The organism is Roseinatronobacter ekhonensis (genome assembly GCF_900499075.1).
GTDB lineage: Bacteria > Pseudomonadota > Alphaproteobacteria > Rhodobacterales > Rhodobacteraceae > Roseinatronobacter > Roseinatronobacter ekhonensis.
Genome location: NZ_UIHC01000052.1, coordinates 1 through 17,122 on the forward strand (window position 1 = coordinate 1; position 17,122 = coordinate 17,122).

Below are 17,122 nucleotides of genomic sequence, written 5' to 3' on the forward strand. Positions count from 1 at the left end.
GCGCTCGACAAACGCACCCCAGACGCGGCATACTTCGAGCAAGCAGAGATACGAAAAGCGGCATGAACATAAATCTGATGCATCTTAGACAAGCCGCAAACCTGTCCTAAAAAGCAGGACCACTTCATACAATCTGTTTCATCTCAGCAGTCATCATGCTTCTGCAGCTTTACCCGTTTGAATGGGCAGGGTCATGTCCGCTGGGAAAGGTACTGTGCGCTGAGCGCCTATGTTCAGTGTCTGGAGACTGGCATATCGCTTGGGAAGTGCCGTCAAACGGCATGCTGAACTTCATAACCGTAGATTCCTGGGCATCTTTCCTGACTATCTATCCCAGCTATTTCTTCGCGGCATTCTTGATGCCCCTTATCTATGGTTCTTGGCGACTGACAGTGTACCACTTTCTGGTCGGACCGCGATTGGCCATGTTGCTGACAAGCAACCCAAACGAAGTGGCCGCAATCTGGTGTCTGCTTTCAATCGGAATTCTGCTTCTGGTCATCAAGACACCGATAAGACAGATCATGTTTGTGAAGACTTGGTGGTTATGGCCAAATGAAAATAGGTGAGTGCGATGCCAATTGTCATTGCGGCCCTCGACAGCGGCGAAGAAACATTCAGTGTCGGCAGCTTTGAATAAATGGTTGGGCCGCAGCGACTTGCCGCCATTGGCGGTTCTGCGGATGGACACCGCGTTGCGGGTTCAGACGCAAAATATCGCCGCCCACTAGAAGGGAAGTCTCGATGAACGCTCTCCAGATCGGCACGCTACTGATCGTCTTCGCCGGGGCGTTTGGAGCCATCAATCACATCGTTTTTCGACTGCCACCGGCCATAGGCATCCTGATCGTTGCGTTTGTCGCATCCCTCTGCGTTCTCGGTCTGGACGCATTCCGGCCCGATATGGGCGTTGCCGAGGAGATGCGACGGTTCGTGGCCGACGCCGAGTTTTCCCGGACCCTACTCGAAGGAATGCTGGGCCTACTGCTGTTCGCAGGCGCCCTGCATGTCCGCGTCGAGGATCTGCGCGAACAGGCATGGACGATCGCGGCCATGGCGACGCTGGGGGTGGCGCTTTCGGTCACAATCGTCGGATTAGGCTTCCATTGGGTCACCGGCATACCTTTGCTGGTCGCACTGGTCTTCGGCGCGCTGATCTCTCCAACCGATCCGGTGGCCGTGCTGGGCGTCATGAGCCAAGCCAAACTGCCGAAGTCGCTTGAGGCCAAAATCATCGGGGAGTCGCTGTTCAACGACGGCGTCGGCTACGTGGTATTTCTGGTGCTGGTCGGTCTGGCCTTTCAACCGGTCGGCGGACATGCGACCGCCGATCCAATCGGCATCATCCTGTTTTTCATGAAGGAAGTTGGCGGCGGCGCGCTGCTCGGTGGCGTCCTTGGATTTCTGGTCTATCGTGTGATGCGCCGGATCGACGACTATCCCCTGGAGATCCTGCTTTCGCTCGGGCTGGCCCTGGGGGGTTACCAGCTTGCCGTGGCGCTTGATGTTTCAGGTCCGATCATGGCCGTGGTGGCCGGGCTGTTCATCGGAGATATCGGCATCAAACATGGCATGTCGGACCAGACCCAGACATACCTCAACGGGTTCTGGACCGTCATCGACGAGATTCTCAATGCCGTTCTGTTTCTTCTCATCGGCGTCGAAGTCTTCGTCGTCACGCTGAACGTGGATACGATCACGGCTGGGGTTGCAGCGATTGGCCTGTCTCTGATCGGACGCCTTGTCGCTGTTGGGCTGCCGGTCACATTGATCAATCCGTTTCGAGAATATTCGCGTGGGGTGGTTCCGATCATGACGTGGGGCGGGCTCAAGGGGGGCATCTCGGTTGCTCTCGCGCTCAGCTTGCCAGACTACGAGTGGAAGCCCCTGATCCTCACCGCCACGTTCATTGTCGTCGTCTTCTCGATCATCGTGCAAGGCCTCACCATCGCGCCTCTGGCCAGGAGGCTGCAGAGGGAAGCGGATCCACACTAGACTTCTACTGTCAGCCACAGGTTCGTTGAGTCGCCTTCAAAACGCCTCCGAAACTTTAAGCAGCGATTTCCACCCTAATTGTATCCCGGAGACGCATGATCGTCATCGCTGATCGCCTGCCCACGCTCCCGGCCGAAAGCATAGTTCCAGTGGTCGATCCATCCGAGCCGTGCCGACTCCAGGGAATCCAACAGGATTAGCAAAAACCCGAGACTGGCGGGCAGTCGGTCCCATATCCTTGAAATGAATTTGAAGTTGCCGCGCATCATTTTTCGCACCCTGAAAAGGATATTGTCATCGGCTCAGTTCACCTTATCTCGCACACGACATGTCAACTTCGAACGCGTTGATCAGAAGATCCGTGAGGCCTCAAATGCACTCCGGCTACCCGTCTTTTTCGTCGGATTTGGTGACACGGGTCTTGCCGGCGGGGCGTTCGTTGGCCCGCTTCAGTTCATCCTGCGTGCCGATGTCACGCGGCAAACGCCCACCTGAACGCCCTGCTTGAGATATGGTGCCTTTGGCACCAAGGCCGTGGTCGGCGTCGTCGGATTTTGGGGTTTTATCGCTGGACATAGCTTTGTCTCCAATTGTTTGGTTACGAGAATGTCTGCACTTAACGAAGGCCGAAAAATCCCAGGATGACCAAGACAATGACCACGAGGCCGACGATGTATACGATCCGGTTCATTGTATTCCTATCTGTTCTGAGAATGACCACTGCCCACCTACATCGCTGAGCTTGGCACATCGGAACTCCTGCCATATTGACATCAGTCAGTGCGCCAGCAGTTTCTTGCGCTCTTCAAATTCCTGAGTGTCGATTTCACCCTTTGCGTAGCGCTCCTTGAGCAACATCAGCGCCCGATCATGTGCCGGCTGGCCACTGCCGGCCACGCCAAACAGCCGCAGGACGTAGATTGCACCAACGACGATCCCGACCAGGATCAGGATCATGAAGATCGGACCAAGTACCATTCCGAACCCTCCCCATTGATCACCACCCCACATCATATCATGCCCGTGATAGAAGGGTGCATCCCGGTTGGCCATTTCATCGGCTTGCGCCAGGGCCATGTTGGCCGTCAGGGCCGCTGTAGTGGCCAAGGTCGCCGAACATGCTGCAATCCCGTGTCTCATCCGACATCTCCTTGAATGTGGCGGCAAAGGCCGCTCTGCCATCATAAAATCGGAAATGAGCGGAACGCACACTGATCTGCATCACCCTGTGCGCTGCAATCAAGGATACCATGGCGACGAGGTAAAGAACTTCGAAGCGTGGCCTTGTGCCCGATGCGGCAGCCCGGACACGCGCCTCGGCAGGGGCCGGACCATGCGGTCGATAATTTCGACGGAAAGGATGCCGCAATGAACTACACGATCAACCGCACCTTCGAGGGGGTATCCTTCGAAGACATTGATGCCCGAACACGCACGGCGCTGGCCGACAACGGCTTCGGCGTGCTGACCGAGATCGATGTCAAGGCGACGATGAAGAAGAAGCTTGATGTCGAGATGCCAGCTTATCGAATCTTGGGTGCCTGCAACCCGAAGATGGCGTATCAGGCGATCGGGATCGAGCCGCGGGTTGGTGCGATGCTACCCTGCAACGTGATCCTGCGCGAGGTCGATGGCGGAGTCGAGGTCAGCGCAATCGACCCGGTGGCCTCGATGCAGGCGATAGAAAACGCTGAACTGACGGCCGTCGCGGGCGAGGTCCGCGACCTTCTGGCAAAGGCCGTCGAGGCGATCTGATATGAAGCTGCGCGCCGCCATCCTCGCGGCGCTTGCGATCGTCGGGATCGCCCTGCTCGGCGTGTGGCAGTTCGCACCATCGGTGTTCACCGAAGCACGCGAGCTCATGGACGGCGAGCATCTCGAAATGCTGGTGGTGCGCGCGGGCCTCTGGGGGCCGGTTCTGATCGTCACGCTCATGACCGTAGCTGTCGTGGCGAGCCCGATCCCGAGCGCGCCGATCGCGCTGGCCGCCGGAGCGGCTTATGGACATCTCTGGGGTACGGCACAGGTCGCGATAGGCGCAGAACTCGGGGCGCTGATCGCATTTGGCCTCGCGCGAGTTCTGGGGCACGATGTCTTGCGACGGGTGTTTGGTGATCGGGTCGATGCCGGTCTGCTCGGCTCGCAAACTGCGTTGACGGCGATGGTCTTTGCCAGCCGTCTGATGCCGTTCGTGTCATTCGACATGATCAGCTATGCAGCCGGGCTCAGCCGCCTGCATGCCTGGCGCTTCGCGCTCGCGACATTGGCCGGGATTGTTCCGGCAAGCTTCCTGCTCGCCCATTTCGGCGGCGAAGCAGTCAGCGGCGACCTCGGGCGGGCGACATGGGCGGTGCTTGGCCTCGGCCTGGTCACCGGATTGCCGCTCCTCTGGATCGCGACCCGACGCAAAACAGAAAAGGAACTCTGATGGCGCAGAGCTACAAGAAAAACAGCATCACCTTACCCGGCGCAGTGGCCATGGGCACCGGCGTCATGATCGGCGCGGGCATTTTCGCGTTGACCGGACAGATCGCGGAACTTGCCGGGCCGCTCTTCCCGCTGTCTTTTGTCGTCGGTGCAATCGTGACCGCGTTCAGTGCCTATTCCTATATCAAGATGTCAAACGCCTATCCGTCGGCGGGCGGTATCGCGATGATCCTGGAGAAAGCCTACGGGCCGACGACAGTGGCGGCAGGAGCCTCGCTCCTTATGGCGCTGTCGATGGTCATCAACGAAAGTCTCGTCGCGCGCACCTTCGGAACCTATACGCTGCGGGCGTTCGGCGGCGATGCCGACAGCATTCTGGTTCCGGTTCTCGGCGTCGGGCTGATCGTCTTCGCCTATCTCGTGAATGCCTCGGGCACCCGCTCGGTCGGGCTTTTGTCCATCGTCATGGCCGTGCTGAAGGTCGGCGGCATCGCGCTGTTCGGCGTTTCCGCGCTTTGGGCCAGTGGTCTGTCGTTCGAGGCGACGGGCGGGGACGCCGGTGCCACCGGCTTCGTGGCATCGGTTGCGCTGTCAATTCTCGCTTTCAAGGGCTTCACGACGATCACGAACAGCGGCGCAGAGGTCACCAACCCGCACCGTAACGTCGGCCGGGCTATAATCCTGTCCATTGCGATCTGCGTGGTCGTCTATCTGCTTGTCGCCTTCGCGGTCGGCTCCAGCCTGCCGCTCGACCGCATCGTGGCGGCCAAGGACTACGCGCTTGCCGAAGCAGCCCAGCCCGCCCTCGGTCAGACCGGCTTCTACCTGACGGTGGCGCTTGCGCTGGTCGCCACGGCTTCCGGGCTGATCGCCAGCGTATTCGCGGTTTCGCGCATGCTCGCGATGCTGACCGACATGAAGATGATCCCCCACAGCCATTTCGGGATGCCCGGCACGATCAAGGACCATACGCTCGTCTACACTGTCGTGATCGCAGGCTTCCTGACGGTCTTCTTCGACCTCAGCCGGATCGCTTCGCTTGGGGCTTTCTTCTATTTGGTGATGGACATGATAATCCACTTCGGCGTGTTCCGGCATCTGCGCGAGGAGATCGGCGCACGTGGCTGGGTGTTGCTGACGGCGATATCCCTCGATGCCGTAGTGCTGGCCGCCTTCGCCACGATGAAGTGGCAAACCGACCCGCTGATCGTCGTGATCGGCCTCATCGGCATGGCGCTGGTGTTCCTGTTCGTCCGGGTTTTCCTCGCGCGCAATCCGGTCAGGGAAGGCGCTCACGATGATCATTGAGAAATAGCTTGAGCTTCCAATGACTGGAAGCCTTAGGCTGAGAAACAACTGAAAGGCTGGCACCTCATGGACCACGATCATCATCACGCGGCACCCGGCATCCCGGCCGGAGCCGAGACGGCAAAGGATCCGGTCTGCGGGATGACGGTCGCGGTCAAGCCCGACGGGCGACACGCGGCGTTTGGGGGCGAGACCTTCCATTTCTGCTCCGAGAAATGTCAGACAAAGTTCAAGGCCGACCCGTGGCACTACGCGTCGGGCCGCGCCGCAGGGGTGCAGAAGGCAGCGCCCGCAGACGTCCAGTACACCTGCCCGATGCACCCCGAGATCATCCGCGACGCGCCCGGAGCCTGCCCGCTCTGCGGCATGGCGCTGGAGCCGATGGTTCCCTCGGACGAACCCAGCGAGGAGCTGACCGACTTCACCCGGCGGATGTGGATCTCGGCGGCGGCGGCGGTGCCGCTGATTGTGCTGACCATGGGCGGGCTGGTCGGCCTGCCGGTGCGCGACTGGATCGGGCATCAGATGGCAAGCTATCTGGAATTCGTGCTCGCCACGCCAATCGTGCTTTGGGCGGCATGGCCGTTTTTCAAACGCGGCTGGGATTCCGTCGTGAACCGGTCGCCCAATATGTGGACTCTGATCAGCCTCGGCGTGTCGGCGGCCTATCTCTATTCGATTTTCGCGACGTTCCTGCCGGGCCTTTTCCCCGAACAGTATCGCATGGGCGCAGGCGTCGGCACATACTTTGAAGCGTCGGTCGTGATCGTGGCGCTGGTCTTTGTCGGCCAGGTGCTGGAACTGCGCGCTCGCGAACGCACAGGGGATGCGATCCGCGCGCTTCTGGACCTCGCGCCGAAGACCGCGCGGCGGATCCTGCCGGACGGCACGGAATACGACGCGCCGTTGGAAAATATCATGGAAGGTGACCGCCTGCGTGTGCTTCCTGGCGATGCCGTGCCGGTGGACGGCGAGGTCATCAAGGGACGCTCCTCTCTGGATGAAAGCATGCTGACCGGCGAGTCGATGCCGGTCGAAAAAGGCCCCGGCGATGCGGTAACCGGGGCCACGATCAACATGAACGGCTCTCTGGTGATTGAGGCGGGCAAGGTCGGGGCCGAGACCGTGCTGGCGCAGATCGTGGAGATGGTGTCGAACGCCCGGCGGTCCCGCGCCCCGATTCAGGGACTGGCGGACCGGGTCTCCGCCATATTCGTGCCGACCGTTGTGGGCACGGCCATCTTCGCCTTCGTCGTGTGGATGATCTTTGGGCCAGAACCTGCGCTGGTCTTTGCCATCGCTTCAGCCGTCTCGGTGCTGATCATCGCCTGCCCCTGCGCGCTCGGGCTGGCGACGCCAATCTCGATCACCACGGCGGCGGGACGCGGCGCACAGGCGGGCGTGCTGATCAAGGACGCCGAGGCACTGGAGCGTATGGCGTCTGTCGATACGCTGATCGTGGACAAGACCGGCACGCTGACCATGGGCAAGCCGAAGCTGACTGACACGGTGGCGCTGGGGGATGTGGCCGAGGCGGACCTGCTGTCTTTGGCCGCGGCACTTGAACGCGGGTCCGAGCACCCACTGGCCGAAGCGATCGTGGAGGGGGCCGAATCGGCGGGCGCCGCCCGGCAAGAGGCCACCGAGTTTGAGGCTGTCACCGGCAAGGGTGTGCACGGACAAATTGGCGGGCGCGCCGTCGCACTTGGAAACACTGCAATGATGCAGGAAATGGACCTTGATACGACCCAGGCCGAGGCTAGAGCCGACGCTCTGCGGGCTGACGGAAAGACCGCGATGTTCATCGCTGTCGATGGGGCGCTCGCGGGCATCGTGGCCGTGGCCGACCCGATCAAGGACAGCACCGCTCAGGCGATCAAGGAACTTCATGCGCAAGGGCTGCGCGTCATCATGGCGACGGGCGATAATGAACGCACGGCGCAGGCGGTCGCGGGCAAGCTCGGTATCGACGAGGTACGCGCCGGCATCCTGCCCGCGGCCAAGAAGGACCTGATCGACCAGTTGCGCCGCGACGGCCACAAGATCGCCATGGCGGGCGATGGCGTGAACGACGCCCCCGCGCTGGCCGCCGCCGATGTCGGCATCGCCATGGGCACCGGGGCCGACGTGGCGATGGAAAGCGCCGGGATCACCCTCTTGGGCGGCGACCTGATGGGCATTGTGCGGGCGCGGAAACTGGCGAGGGCGACCCTGCGCAACATCAAGCAGAATCTGTTCTTCGCCTTCGCCTACAACTCCCTTGGCGTGCCGATCGCGGCGGGGCTGCTCTACCCTATCACTGGGCTTCTGCTCTCGCCAATGATCGCGGCGGCCGCGATGAGCCTGTCCTCGGTCTCGGTGATTTCCAACGCGCTGCGGCTGCGGCGGGTCGATCTGTGAGGAACGGTTGATGGCTGAAGAACCGAACCGCTGGGAAGACGTCTACCAGAGCAAGGCTGAGGCCGAGACGAGCTGGTTCGAGGTTCGTCCGCAGGTCTCGCTCGACCTGATTGCTGCGACGGGGGCAACCAGCAATGCCGCCATCGTCGATGTTGGCGCGGGGGCGTCGCGGCTGGTGGATTGCCTGCTGGAAATGGGCTTTCACCGCATCACCGTGCTCGACCTGTCGGAGACGGCGCTGGCAAAGGCCCGTGCGCGATTGCCTGACGATGCCCCCGTTGAATGGGTTGTTTCAAACGTCCTGGATTGGCACCCGGCAGGGCGCTTCGATGTCTGGCATGACAGGGCTGCGTTCCATTTCCTGACCGACGCGGCCGATCAAGAGGCTTATCTGCAGGTCATGGACCGGGCTCTCGTCCCTGAGGGCCATGCCATCATCGGCACCTTCGCGCCGGATGGCCCGGAAAAATGCAGCGGACTGCCGGTTGCCCGTTATGACGCGGCTCATCTCGCGGAACGGCTGGGTCCGGACTATCGGCTGATCCAGTCCTTGATGCACGATCACCACACGCCTTGGGGCAGCGTGCAGCGCTTCCACTTCGGCCTGTTCAAGAAGAACTGAGGACTTGAAACTCCGGTAGAATGCACAAGCTTCTCCGGGAGTAGACGTTAATGAGAAAACAAGCGGTTCCGCAGAGATTTTCGCAGCAGAACCGATCCGACGAAGGAGATATCTTCATGCAGTCCAAGATTTCGCGCCGCGGGTTGATGCTTTGCGCTGGCGCTGCCTCAGTCGCGGCCGCGGTCCCCGCGATGGCTGAAGTCAGGCCAGCGATTCACGTCCTCAAGGACCCCAATTGCGGATGCTGCACGGCATGGGTCGAGATCCTGCAGTCTGAAGGGTTCGATGTGACTGTCGAGCCGAGCATGGGAACGCTGCTTGCCCGCTACAAGCTCGACAACGGCATCCCGCAGGAGATGATCTCTTGCCACACCGGCAGGATCGACGGCTACATGATCGAGGGTCATGTTCCGGTTGCCGACATTCGCCGTCTGCTGGATGAACGCCCTGACGCCGTCGGACTTGCGGTACCTGGGATGCCCTACGGCTCCCCTGGTATGGGGCCGGAAACCGAACGCGAATCCTACGAGGTCTTTCTAATCCGCCGCGACGGTTCGACAGAAATCTTTTCCAGCTATTCCGCTGCCTGACGGCCAAGTCTGAAACTGGCAACACATCAGAGGTCAGTGCACGCGCGGGCTTGGTCGCGCATTACAGCGTAGTCGTTAAGCATCTCGACAATGGCCGATCCATCAGGCAGCAGTGCCAATTCCTCGGCCGCCCGCGCCTGAAGCTCCCTGCTGTATTCCACGACCGGAGGACATGCCGCCAAGCCGTTCGCTTCAAAACCCGTCGTCGCGCAGCCGGTCAACCAGTTCGTCGCGATTGCGAGGACGACGAGCTGCCGCCTCCAGCATCCAACGTTGGATTTCATTGGCCTTCTCCCTCGTTTCAGTGCGTTCCGCCAGGCGACCGACGCGCTCCCCAGCGCGGCGGATCGAAAGCAGGAACAGGACGATGGTGAGGGCGATCGCAGCGTAGCTTGGCGCGGCCCTCGCCCATGGGGTGGCGGCGATCCCGCCGAGAATGCTTGCGATCACCTCTGCCCCCGTTTCCAGTCGTCAAGGCGGGCGTAGATCGTGAGTGCGATCCCACCGAGCGCCATGGCGATGAACACCCAGCGGAGTGTGTCGAGATATGGCACCAGCGGCAGAACGGTGGCCTGCGTGTCAGCCAGGACGCTCTGCGCGACCTCGACACCTGCCGAGCCCAGGGTCGCAACACCTGCCGTCCCGCCACCTTTCATGGTGCGGCTTTGCGCCAACACCTCGCGCGCGGGCGGCGCGTCCTGGGCGAATGAGGTCACTCGGATCGGAAACCGCTCACCCCACTGGCGGGTGGGTCCAAGATCGACATGGATGAAACCCGAGCGCGGATAGAAGCCGAACCCGAGGAACCCGACTGCGCGTGCCGCCGTCTCGAACACGACCGGGTCATGGTTCGACATTGCGATATCGAAGGCCGCGCCATCCATGTGCTTGGACCGCGTCGCACCGCCGACGGCGCGGTTGTGCTCGGGGCTTCGATAGGCCGATCGGATGATCAGCGGTTTGCCTAGCCGGTCCCGCAACGCCTGAAGCTTATCCAGCGCGGTTTCGTTGACCAGCAGCTTGCCGGTGCCACGACAGGCGATTTCGGCGGGCGAGAAATTGGACCAGCGCCAAGTGCCCTTGGGCACGTCGCGCCAATGATCATAAAAGGTCGTGGTCATGGTGTCCTCCAGAAACGAGTTTCCGGCCCCTCGCAGGAGCTCGGTGCGTTCGCCGCTCGGGAAGGTCCACTGGACCTTCCCGTCTGCCTGTGAGGCAGACCACGGCTCACCCCGCCATGAAGGCGGGTGCGGATGAGGTGATGAGTGGGGATGGGGTGCGGCTACGGGCTGCCGCCGAAGATCTTGAGCTTGATGGCGATGCCCGCCAGCAGCGCCAGCATGACGCTGGTGGTGATCATGCGGACGGCGGTCTGCATGGCCGTGCGGCGCACCAGCCGGATGCAGTCCACCAGGGAGCGCAGATCGCGGATGTCGAGCGCGGCCTCGTCGCCGTCGAGGCCGACATCGGCCAGCGCGCGTTTGGCGCCTTTCTCAGCGGCGCGTGCCAGCATGGCCTCGAACTCGGCGTCTGGCATGCGTACGAAACCCTGGTCGGATCGGGGTGGTGTCATGGGTCAATCCTCCCGCCGTTCAGCCAACCTTGCAGCCCCAGAAGGACGTGTGATCAGCGGCGAAGTAGCCGTCCGCGATCCGGAAATACCCCTGCAGCTCGACGGTGTCGCCTGCGGTCAGCGGCACCATGGTCTGCATCCAGATGGCGGTGGCGAGCGTGACATGGGTGGCGGAGATTTCGCCGAAGGAGCCCCGGATTTCCGTGGCTCCGTTCAGCACAAGCCGCCCACGCATGCGGGCCGTGGCGCTGGCGTTGATCTTGTAGAGCAGCGTTGCGCCAAACAGGTATGTCCCGTCCACAGGTGCTGTGAAGAGGCCGGTTCCGGCATCGAAACAATTCTGATCGTTGTAGTCGGTGTTATTCAGGCCGATCTTTGTCCAGGCTCCAACGCCCACGTAGTTGTCGTAGTTCGTGTAAGCCTTGAAGCGCGGCAGTTGCGGCTGTTCGACGATGCCGTTGGCGTTGTCGACGATCAGACCGTCGAAAAAGGTGCTGCCGTCGGCCGAAACCGCGAGGCGGAAACTGTCGGAGCCGAAGAGACCGACGAGTGCCTTTGTCACAAAACCGCTCTGCAGGGTCAGGCCGAGATCGTCGCCCGCCGCTTCCTTGTTCATGGTGTAGAAAAGATCGCCGTTGCCTCCCTCGGCCACGGTCTTGGCGGTCCAGAGCGCCGCGTTCAACTTGGCAGAGAACGGGTTGGCGGCATCTGCTGTCGTGCCGAGTCCGAGCAGCCCAAGGTTCTGCAGATCTGTCGGCGTGGTGCCAATCCAACCCGCGCCATCGTAGACCAGCAGCAGCCCCTCGTTCTCAACCCATGCACGCCAGCCCGCCCGGGGCGGGAGGCGCAGCCAGGTCCCATCCGTGAACAGCGCCACGTTCGCGTCCCACCCCGTCCAGTCACCGATGCCGCCGCTCGCCACGATATGGCGGTCGCCATCGGCCGGGCTTCCGGGCGGCGCGGTCAGATACCGGTCGAGAACGGAGAGTTGCACAAGCCCGTCGAGCAGCCGCAATGCCTCGTTGTGCGTAACATGCTTCTGGGCCTGCGCTGCGAGGATGTAGGGCAGCAGCAGATTAGACGTGGTGTCGGACATGGAATGGCCTTCAGAAGGTTAGCGTGACAGATTTTGCGGCACCCGGCCCGATCAGGGCGGAGAGCTGGTAAATGCGGACATCGAGCGTGTCGCCGGGCCCAAGCAGCGCACCCCAGTCAGCCGTTTGGTGAGCGCCGGTGTAGACCGCGCTTGTTGTGGTCACGCTCAGCACCCGCTTCACGGTTGCCCCGTCGAGGATCTCGACCTCGTAGGCTTCCAGTTCCTCGGTCAGCGGCACGTCGACCGCGCCCCAGCTGTCAGCCGCGAGGGCCCGGGACCGACGTGTCCAGCGGATGGTCAGATCGCCCGGCGTGCGCGGCCTGCGCCATGGCTGCTCCACTTGGGCCACCGAGAACGGCCGCAGCCCGACGCCCGCAGGCGTGAAGGCCTGCGCCACATAGGTCTCGTCGCTGACAGACCGGCTTGCGGGTCCGATGCGCCAGTTCCACGGCAGCCTGAGATCAGCCTCCGCGATTGGTAGTGATGCCAGAGCCTCGTCGAGAACTACGACCCGTGCGCCTGCAAGAGCCGGATTGGCCATAGCCGCTTCCGTGCCGCGCTGTCCTCGCAGGAGCCGCGTCAGCCTATAACGGCCCGGCGCGATCAACTCGGCTGCGCTCGCCTGCACGATTTCCCAAGTGCCGGGCGCACTCTCGATGGCCAGCACATTGGCCCCACCGAAAAGGGTCAGGTCGGTGATGCTTTCCAGTGTGCCCATCAGCAGATCGATCACCAGCGAATTGCCGAGATCGAACCGTGATGTGGGACCAGCATAGAAATCCGAGACTAGAGCGCCGATCCGGGCACGGCCGCCAAATGTCGTCAGCAATTCGAACCCGTCGGACGACGGGCTGCGAAACACCGCCATTTCACCTGGCCACGGAACCGCATGGGCTGCAACGAACGGCCGATGGGCCGCCTGATCCTCGGTCAATTGTGGCAGATCCAGCAACACCACCTCAGGTGCGCCGAATACCACGGCTTTTGACAGGGACGATGGGCGTGGTGCTCCGGGTGGCAGATCGTGGACCTCGCGATCCTGACGGACCGCTTCGATCCCGCGCGCCTCGGCATCAGCAATGGAGACCAATCGCAGCTGAATATGCCGCCCGTCATGTGTCAGCGTGACAACATCCGCCGGATCCAGCGCCAGCCGTGAGGGCGGCAAGCGAAACGCTGCCGTCTCCCGCCCGGTCCATGCTTCCATCAGCGCGCGGCGGCAGCGGCGCTCGGCCTCCTCTGGCGGGACCGCCATGGGGAAGCTTTCTGAGGCGATGCGCGTGGTGTCGACGGTGATGCGCCGCGCCTCGACGAGGGCGGCGTCATAATCCTCATCGGCGCGGGCGACCTGCCATTTGAGCGCCTGTGGCAGTTCGGTCTCCTGCGCGCGGGTCAGTTCCAATAGGTCGCCCTCGCGGGCCGCCACCAGATCGTCATGTGCGATGCTGGTGATGGACGCCCGGCCGCGCATGACGAAGCGGATCACGCCCTCGGTCTCGACCGCGTCGAAGCCGAAATGCCGCGACAGCGTGGTGATCGAGGCGCGCGGAGATTCCAGTGCGCCAATCGCATAACCTTCGATCGCGCCCCAGAGTCCGGTGACGTCGATCCGAGCCTCGGGCATTCCCGCACGCGCGCAGAGATGGCGCACCAACGCCGCCAGCGATACCGCCCCGAGCCGTCCGGTCAGCCAGTGACCGAGCCGCCAGTTTGCGCCGTCCGTCCAGACATCGGTCAGCACCGGAAAGAACGGATAGGGCCGCGCGTCCCAGGTCCAGGCGGCGCATTCCGGAACGTGGACCATGCGTCCGCCATAGACGGACGACACCGGGTTGTTCGCGGCCTCACCCCACCAGAGATATGTCGCCTCGAGATAGGCGCGCTGGATGGCGTCGTCCCGCCAGCCCCGCGAGAAATGCGGCGTGAAGCTCTCGGACGATTTAGGATCGAAGAAAACGTTCGGCTGATTGGTACCGCGATCGATGGCCGGGCAGCCGAGTTCGGTGAACCAGATCGGCTTCGATTGCGGGGTCCATGCCGTGGGTGTCCCGCTCTCCACCCCGCCCGGGCGGTTGTAATGCGCGTTCGACCACCAGGCTTGCAAATCCTTGTAGCGAAAGACCCATGGCTTTGCCGCCGCGCCATCGGTGATAGGCGTGCGGACCTGCGCTGAGCGGTCGGCGGCGCTGGCATAAAACCAGTCGAAGCCTTCACCGCCCGCAATGTTCCCCTGCAGATAGGCCCGGTCGTAGATCGCGGGCCAGCCCTCGGCCGCATCGAGATGCTCGAAGCCGTCGCGCCAGTCCGACAGCGGCATGTAATTGTCGATCCCGATGAAGTCGTTGTTCGCGTCGGCCCAGAGCGGGTCGAGGTGGAAGAACACATCGCCGCTGCCGTCACCCGGCTGGTGCCCGAAATACTCCGACCAGTCAGCCGCATAGCCGATCTTGGTGCTGGACCCGAGGATTGAGCGCACATCGGCGAGCAGATCCCGATAGGCCTGAACCGCCGGATAGGCGGACGCGCCCGAGCGGATCGTCGTCAGCCCCGGCATCTCCGTGCCGATCAGGAAGGCGTCGACGCCGCCCGCCGCCGCGCAGAGATGGGCGTAGTGCAGTACCATGCGCCGCAGGCCCCAGTCACCGGGCATGCCGGTCCAGCTGACGCTCTCGCCCGAGACGCTGAAGCTCGCGGGCGTCGCCGCGCCGAACAGCGCCGCGACCTGGCTTGCGGCCGTGGCGGTCTTGTCCACCGTCCCCGCGAACCCTGCGGCAGGCGAACAGGTGATCCGGCCCCGCCACGGAAAAGCGGGCTGGCCTGTCTCAGCGGCGTTGTCAGAATACGGGTTCGGCAGCGTGTTGCCGGGCGGCACATCCATCAGGATGAACGGATAGAATGTGACGCGCAGCCCGCGCGCCTTCATCTCCTGGATTGCCTGCACCACGGCGAAGTCGGCGGGCGTGCCACCATAGACGGGGCGATCCTGATCGTCTCGACTAACGAGGAAGGCACTGGCCCGGCTGACGCCATTCACCGACCATGCAGACGGCGTGGTGGTTTTTGCTGTGACCTCGACCCCGGGTCGCACCTTGCAATTGCTTGCCCGCAGATCGTCGCCGAACCATGCGACGACCAGCGACACGCTTTCGACCTTCGGGGCCATGGCCTGCAGCCGGTCCAGCGCCACCACCATGTCGGCGGTATCACTCAGCGCATTGAGGTTCTCGGGCTCGGACGACCCGCCGCTGCCTTTTCGGATGCCCTGCGTGGCATAGGCGAACTCGCCCGATGCCGGGATCATGGTCACGGCTTGCGTCAGACCCTCTGCCGTATCCGGATCGGCCAGCGGGCGGAACACCTCGAAACTCAGTTGCGGGATGCGGTTGCCATAGGTGCCGAGCGGCAGGTCCTCGAAAACGACATAGGCGGTGCCGCGATAGGCTGGCGTGTTGGCCGTACCCATCTTCGCGGAAATGAACGGATCGGCCGCCTGGCTCTCATCGCCCGGATACCAGCGCCATGTGATCCCGGCGGTGTCCAGCAGTTTGCCGTCGGCCCAGATGCGGCCAATACCGGTGATTGGACCCTCGCAAAGCGCGACCGCGAAGGATGAGTAGTAGAAATACTCAGTCGTCTTGACCTTGCCGCCACCCCCGCCCTTGCCGCCGCCCTGCGTGGTGGTCTTGGTCTCCTCGCGGAAATCGGTCGCCCAGATAATATTGCCGCCCATCCGCATCCGGCCGTAGAGACGCGGGATGACCGCGCCCTCGGTGGCGGAGGTGATGCGCAGCGTGTCGAGCCGCGCGCCCTCGATGCGCTGGGTGGGCGCAAGCGACGAGATGATCCAGCTGTCGACGACCGAGCCGATGGTGGAGCCAATGAAGCCGCCGATGGTGGCGGCGCTGACGCCGAGGATCGCGCCGCCAATACTGCCGCCAATGGCGGCACCTGCGGCACCGAGAACGAGGGTGGCCATGGGAGGATCTCAGCGTTGTGGAAACAGGAAGGCGAAGGCGATACGCCGCCGCCAAGATAAGTTAAGCGGTTCCTCAATCACGCCGAGCCGCTCGTAGGCGTGGAGGAAGCGGTCGGGACCGGTGAGGATCCCGACATGCTTGGCAATGGCGCGGGGCTTCATGCGGAAAAGTACCAGCGCGCCGGGACCAGCCTCAGAAGGTGCGATTTCCGGCATCATGCGCCGAGCGCCGTCGGCGAGAACTTCGCGCGGGCCAGTCTCGCCCCAATCCCGACTGTAGGGCGGGATCGGGAACGGTTCGGGACCGACGACCTCGCGCCAGACGCCCCGAGCGAGCCCGAGGCAGTCGCAGCCAACGCCCCGGAGGCTGGCCTGGTCGTGATACGGCGTGCCGAGCCAGGAGCGCGCGATGGTGATCACGCGCTGTGATTTGGCAGCATTCAAAGCACCGCCCCCTCGTGCCCACCATCCTTGGTGGCATAGCGGAGAACCGCGTCTTGGCCGGGGATGTGCGGGAAGCCACGAAAGTTGGCGGTATTGGCGAACTTCGCGCCGCAGGTCTCCATCCGCTTGTCGCACCCCGCGCGGACAATGAAGACGTCGCCTCCGGCAATGGACCGCACGGGCGCTTCGAGCAGTGTCAGCACCGCGATGCCGTCTGTCACGTCATGCGCGATGATCTCGGCGCGCCGCCCGGCATTGGTCCCGCTGGTCCATTCGACGGTACCGAAGGTGAACCAGCCGGAGGAGAAGCCGCCGAGACCCGAGGAAGTGAAGGCCCGATCCCGCAGAAGGTCGAGCACGGTGCCCGAACCTTTGAATGCCGGGTTCTCCAGATCGACGCCGCAGCGGGCATCGCCGAGTGCTGCATCACAGGTCGCCTGAAACGTCCGCCCGACCGTCTGGCCCAGCACATGCGCGAGGCTGCGGACCTCAGCAACAAAGGCGAGCCGCCCGCGCCGGATCTGGCCGATGGCACCCCGGCGCATCAGCACCCGCTGGCCCGTTTCCGCCCAGTTCACGCGCCAGACCTCGACCTCCGCGTTGTCCCAGCGGCCATCGAGAATGTCAGTCTCGGTGATCCGGTCTGAGGTCAGCACGCCCTCCGCGTCCTGCGCATCGACCGACAGGTCAG

At 63.0% G+C, this 17,122-nt stretch carries 17 protein-coding genes; 8 read left to right on the forward strand and 9 right to left on the reverse strand.

Annotation, left to right across the window (positions count from 1 at the left end; all coding sequences use genetic code 11):
• Positions 1–131 precede the first annotated feature (131 nt).
• Both ROE7235_RS21140 and ROE7235_RS16195 read left to right on the forward strand, forming a co-directional pair.
• Entirely contained in the window at positions 132–569 is a 438-nt protein-coding gene (locus tag ROE7235_RS21140) for a DUF5765 domain-containing protein (protein WP_503128427.1), read from the forward strand.
• A 175-nt stretch (positions 570–744) separates the two neighbouring features.
• On the forward strand, positions 745–1,995 hold the full coding sequence (locus tag ROE7235_RS16195) for a cation:proton antiporter (RefSeq protein WP_121096531.1): 1,251 nt from the start codon (positions 745–747) through the stop codon (positions 1,993–1,995).
• A gap of 384 nt (positions 1,996–2,379) precedes the next feature.
• Here the strand turns inward: ROE7235_RS16195 and ROE7235_RS16205 are convergent, their stop codons facing one another.
• Positions 2,380–2,571 carry a hypothetical protein gene (locus ROE7235_RS16205; RefSeq protein WP_121096533.1) on the reverse strand — a complete coding sequence of 64 codons (192 nt, stop codon included), beginning with the start codon at positions 2,569–2,571 and terminating at the stop codon, positions 2,380–2,382.
• 201 nt (positions 2,572–2,772) lie between these two features.
• The gene (locus tag ROE7235_RS16210) at positions 2,773–3,135 is read right to left on the reverse strand and encodes an SHOCT domain-containing protein (protein WP_217644512.1); all 363 of its coding nucleotides are present in this window, start codon (positions 3,133–3,135) and stop codon (positions 2,773–2,775) included.
• Positions 3,136–3,363: 228 nt separating this feature from the next.
• Here ROE7235_RS16210 and ROE7235_RS16215 point away from each other — a divergent pair, with 228 nt between their 5' ends.
• From ROE7235_RS16215 to ROE7235_RS16240, 6 genes are all read left to right on the forward strand, one after another.
• On the forward strand, positions 3,364–3,750 hold the full coding sequence (locus tag ROE7235_RS16215; RefSeq protein ID WP_074788127.1) for a DUF302 domain-containing protein: 387 nt from the start codon (positions 3,364–3,366) through the stop codon (positions 3,748–3,750).
• A gap of 1 nt (position 3,751) precedes the next feature.
• A complete protein-coding gene (locus ROE7235_RS16220) occupies positions 3,752–4,423 on the forward strand; it encodes a TVP38/TMEM64 family protein (protein WP_121096535.1) in 672 nt (223 codons plus the stop codon).
• Positions 4,423–5,730 carry an APC family permease gene (locus ROE7235_RS16225; protein WP_121096537.1) on the forward strand — a complete coding sequence of 436 codons (1,308 nt, stop codon included), beginning with the start codon at positions 4,423–4,425 and terminating at the stop codon, positions 5,728–5,730. The genes ROE7235_RS16220 and ROE7235_RS16225 overlap by 1 nt, the downstream gene beginning before the upstream one ends.
• 66 nt (positions 5,731–5,796) lie before the next feature.
• Positions 5,797–8,130 carry a heavy metal translocating P-type ATPase gene (locus tag ROE7235_RS16230; RefSeq protein WP_121096539.1) on the forward strand — a complete coding sequence of 778 codons (2,334 nt, stop codon included), beginning with the start codon at positions 5,797–5,799 and terminating at the stop codon, positions 8,128–8,130.
• A gap of 10 nt (positions 8,131–8,140) precedes the next feature.
• Entirely contained in the window at positions 8,141–8,752 is a 612-nt protein-coding gene (locus tag ROE7235_RS16235; RefSeq protein ID WP_121096541.1) for a class I SAM-dependent methyltransferase, read from the forward strand.
• A gap of 146 nt (positions 8,753–8,898) precedes the next feature.
• The gene (locus tag ROE7235_RS16240) at positions 8,899–9,342 is read left to right on the forward strand and encodes a DUF411 domain-containing protein (protein WP_121096559.1); all 444 of its coding nucleotides are present in this window, start codon (positions 8,899–8,901) and stop codon (positions 9,340–9,342) included.
• A 192-nt stretch (positions 9,343–9,534) separates the two neighbouring features.
• On the opposite strand, the gene ROE7235_RS16250 is transcribed toward ROE7235_RS16240, so the two are convergent.
• The 7 genes from ROE7235_RS16250 to ROE7235_RS16280 all read right to left on the reverse strand — a co-directional run.
• Positions 9,535–9,792, reverse strand: coding sequence for a hypothetical protein (locus tag ROE7235_RS16250; protein WP_121096545.1), 258 nt, complete (start codon positions 9,790–9,792; stop codon positions 9,535–9,537).
• A complete protein-coding gene (locus ROE7235_RS16255) occupies positions 9,789–10,463 on the reverse strand; it encodes a YcbK family protein (RefSeq protein WP_121096547.1) in 675 nt (224 codons plus the stop codon). Before ROE7235_RS16255 ends, ROE7235_RS16250 begins: the two co-directional genes overlap by 4 nt.
• A gap of 161 nt (positions 10,464–10,624) precedes the next feature.
• Positions 10,625–10,915, reverse strand: coding sequence for a DUF6127 family protein (locus tag ROE7235_RS16260; protein ID WP_121096549.1), 291 nt, complete (start codon positions 10,913–10,915; stop codon positions 10,625–10,627).
• 19 nt (positions 10,916–10,934) lie between these two features.
• Positions 10,935–12,011, reverse strand: a complete 1,077-nt coding sequence (locus ROE7235_RS16265) for a DUF2793 domain-containing protein (RefSeq protein WP_121096551.1) — start codon at positions 12,009–12,011, stop codon at positions 10,935–10,937.
• Between the two features lie 10 nt (positions 12,012–12,021).
• Positions 12,022–15,987: a baseplate multidomain protein megatron gene (locus ROE7235_RS16270; protein WP_121096553.1), complete on the reverse strand. Its 3,966-nt coding sequence runs from the start codon at positions 15,985–15,987 to the stop codon at positions 12,022–12,024.
• Between the two features lie 9 nt (positions 15,988–15,996).
• Positions 15,997–16,431 (reverse strand): NlpC/P60 family protein, encoded by a 435-nt coding sequence (locus ROE7235_RS16275; RefSeq protein ID WP_121096555.1) that lies wholly within the window; start codon positions 16,429–16,431, stop codon positions 15,997–15,999.
• Positions 16,428–17,122: phage/gene transfer agent baseplate hub protein (locus tag ROE7235_RS16280; protein ID WP_121096557.1), on the reverse strand; the 695-nt coding region annotated here is incomplete at its 5' end. The genes ROE7235_RS16280 and ROE7235_RS16275, both read right to left, overlap by 4 nt.

Bases quoted from the DNA above. Each gene is read 5' to 3' on its own strand.
- ROE7235_RS16255 (WP_121096547.1), bottom strand. From the start codon at position 10,463: ATGACCACGACCTTTTATGATCATTGGCGCGACGTGCCCAAGGGCACT.
- ROE7235_RS16195 (WP_121096531.1), top strand. From the start codon at position 745: ATGAACGCTCTCCAGATCGGCACGCTACTGATCGTCTTCGCCGGGGCG.
- ROE7235_RS16240 (WP_121096559.1), top strand. From the start codon at position 8,899: ATGCTTTGCGCTGGCGCTGCCTCAGTCGCGGCCGCGGTCCCCGCGATG.
- ROE7235_RS16225 (WP_121096537.1), top strand. From the start codon at position 4,423: ATGGCGCAGAGCTACAAGAAAAACAGCATCACCTTACCCGGCGCAGTG.
- ROE7235_RS16260 (WP_121096549.1), bottom strand. From the start codon at position 10,915: ATGACACCACCCCGATCCGACCAGGGTTTCGTACGCATGCCAGACGCC.
- ROE7235_RS16235 (WP_121096541.1), top strand. From the start codon at position 8,141: ATGGCTGAAGAACCGAACCGCTGGGAAGACGTCTACCAGAGCAAGGCT.
- ROE7235_RS16215 (WP_074788127.1), top strand. From the start codon at position 3,364: ATGAACTACACGATCAACCGCACCTTCGAGGGGGTATCCTTCGAAGAC.
- ROE7235_RS16270 (WP_121096553.1), bottom strand. From the start codon at position 15,987: ATGGCCACCCTCGTTCTCGGTGCCGCAGGTGCCGCCATTGGCGGCAGT.
- ROE7235_RS16210 (WP_217644512.1), bottom strand. From the start codon at position 3,135: ATGAGACACGGGATTGCAGCATGTTCGGCGACCTTGGCCACTACAGCG.
- ROE7235_RS16230 (WP_121096539.1), top strand. From the start codon at position 5,797: ATGGACCACGATCATCATCACGCGGCACCCGGCATCCCGGCCGGAGCC.
- ROE7235_RS16205 (WP_121096533.1), bottom strand. From the start codon at position 2,571: ATGTCCAGCGATAAAACCCCAAAATCCGACGACGCCGACCACGGCCTT.
- ROE7235_RS16265 (WP_121096551.1), bottom strand. From the start codon at position 12,011: ATGTCCGACACCACGTCTAATCTGCTGCTGCCCTACATCCTCGCAGCG.
- ROE7235_RS16220 (WP_121096535.1), top strand. From the start codon at position 3,752: ATGAAGCTGCGCGCCGCCATCCTCGCGGCGCTTGCGATCGTCGGGATC.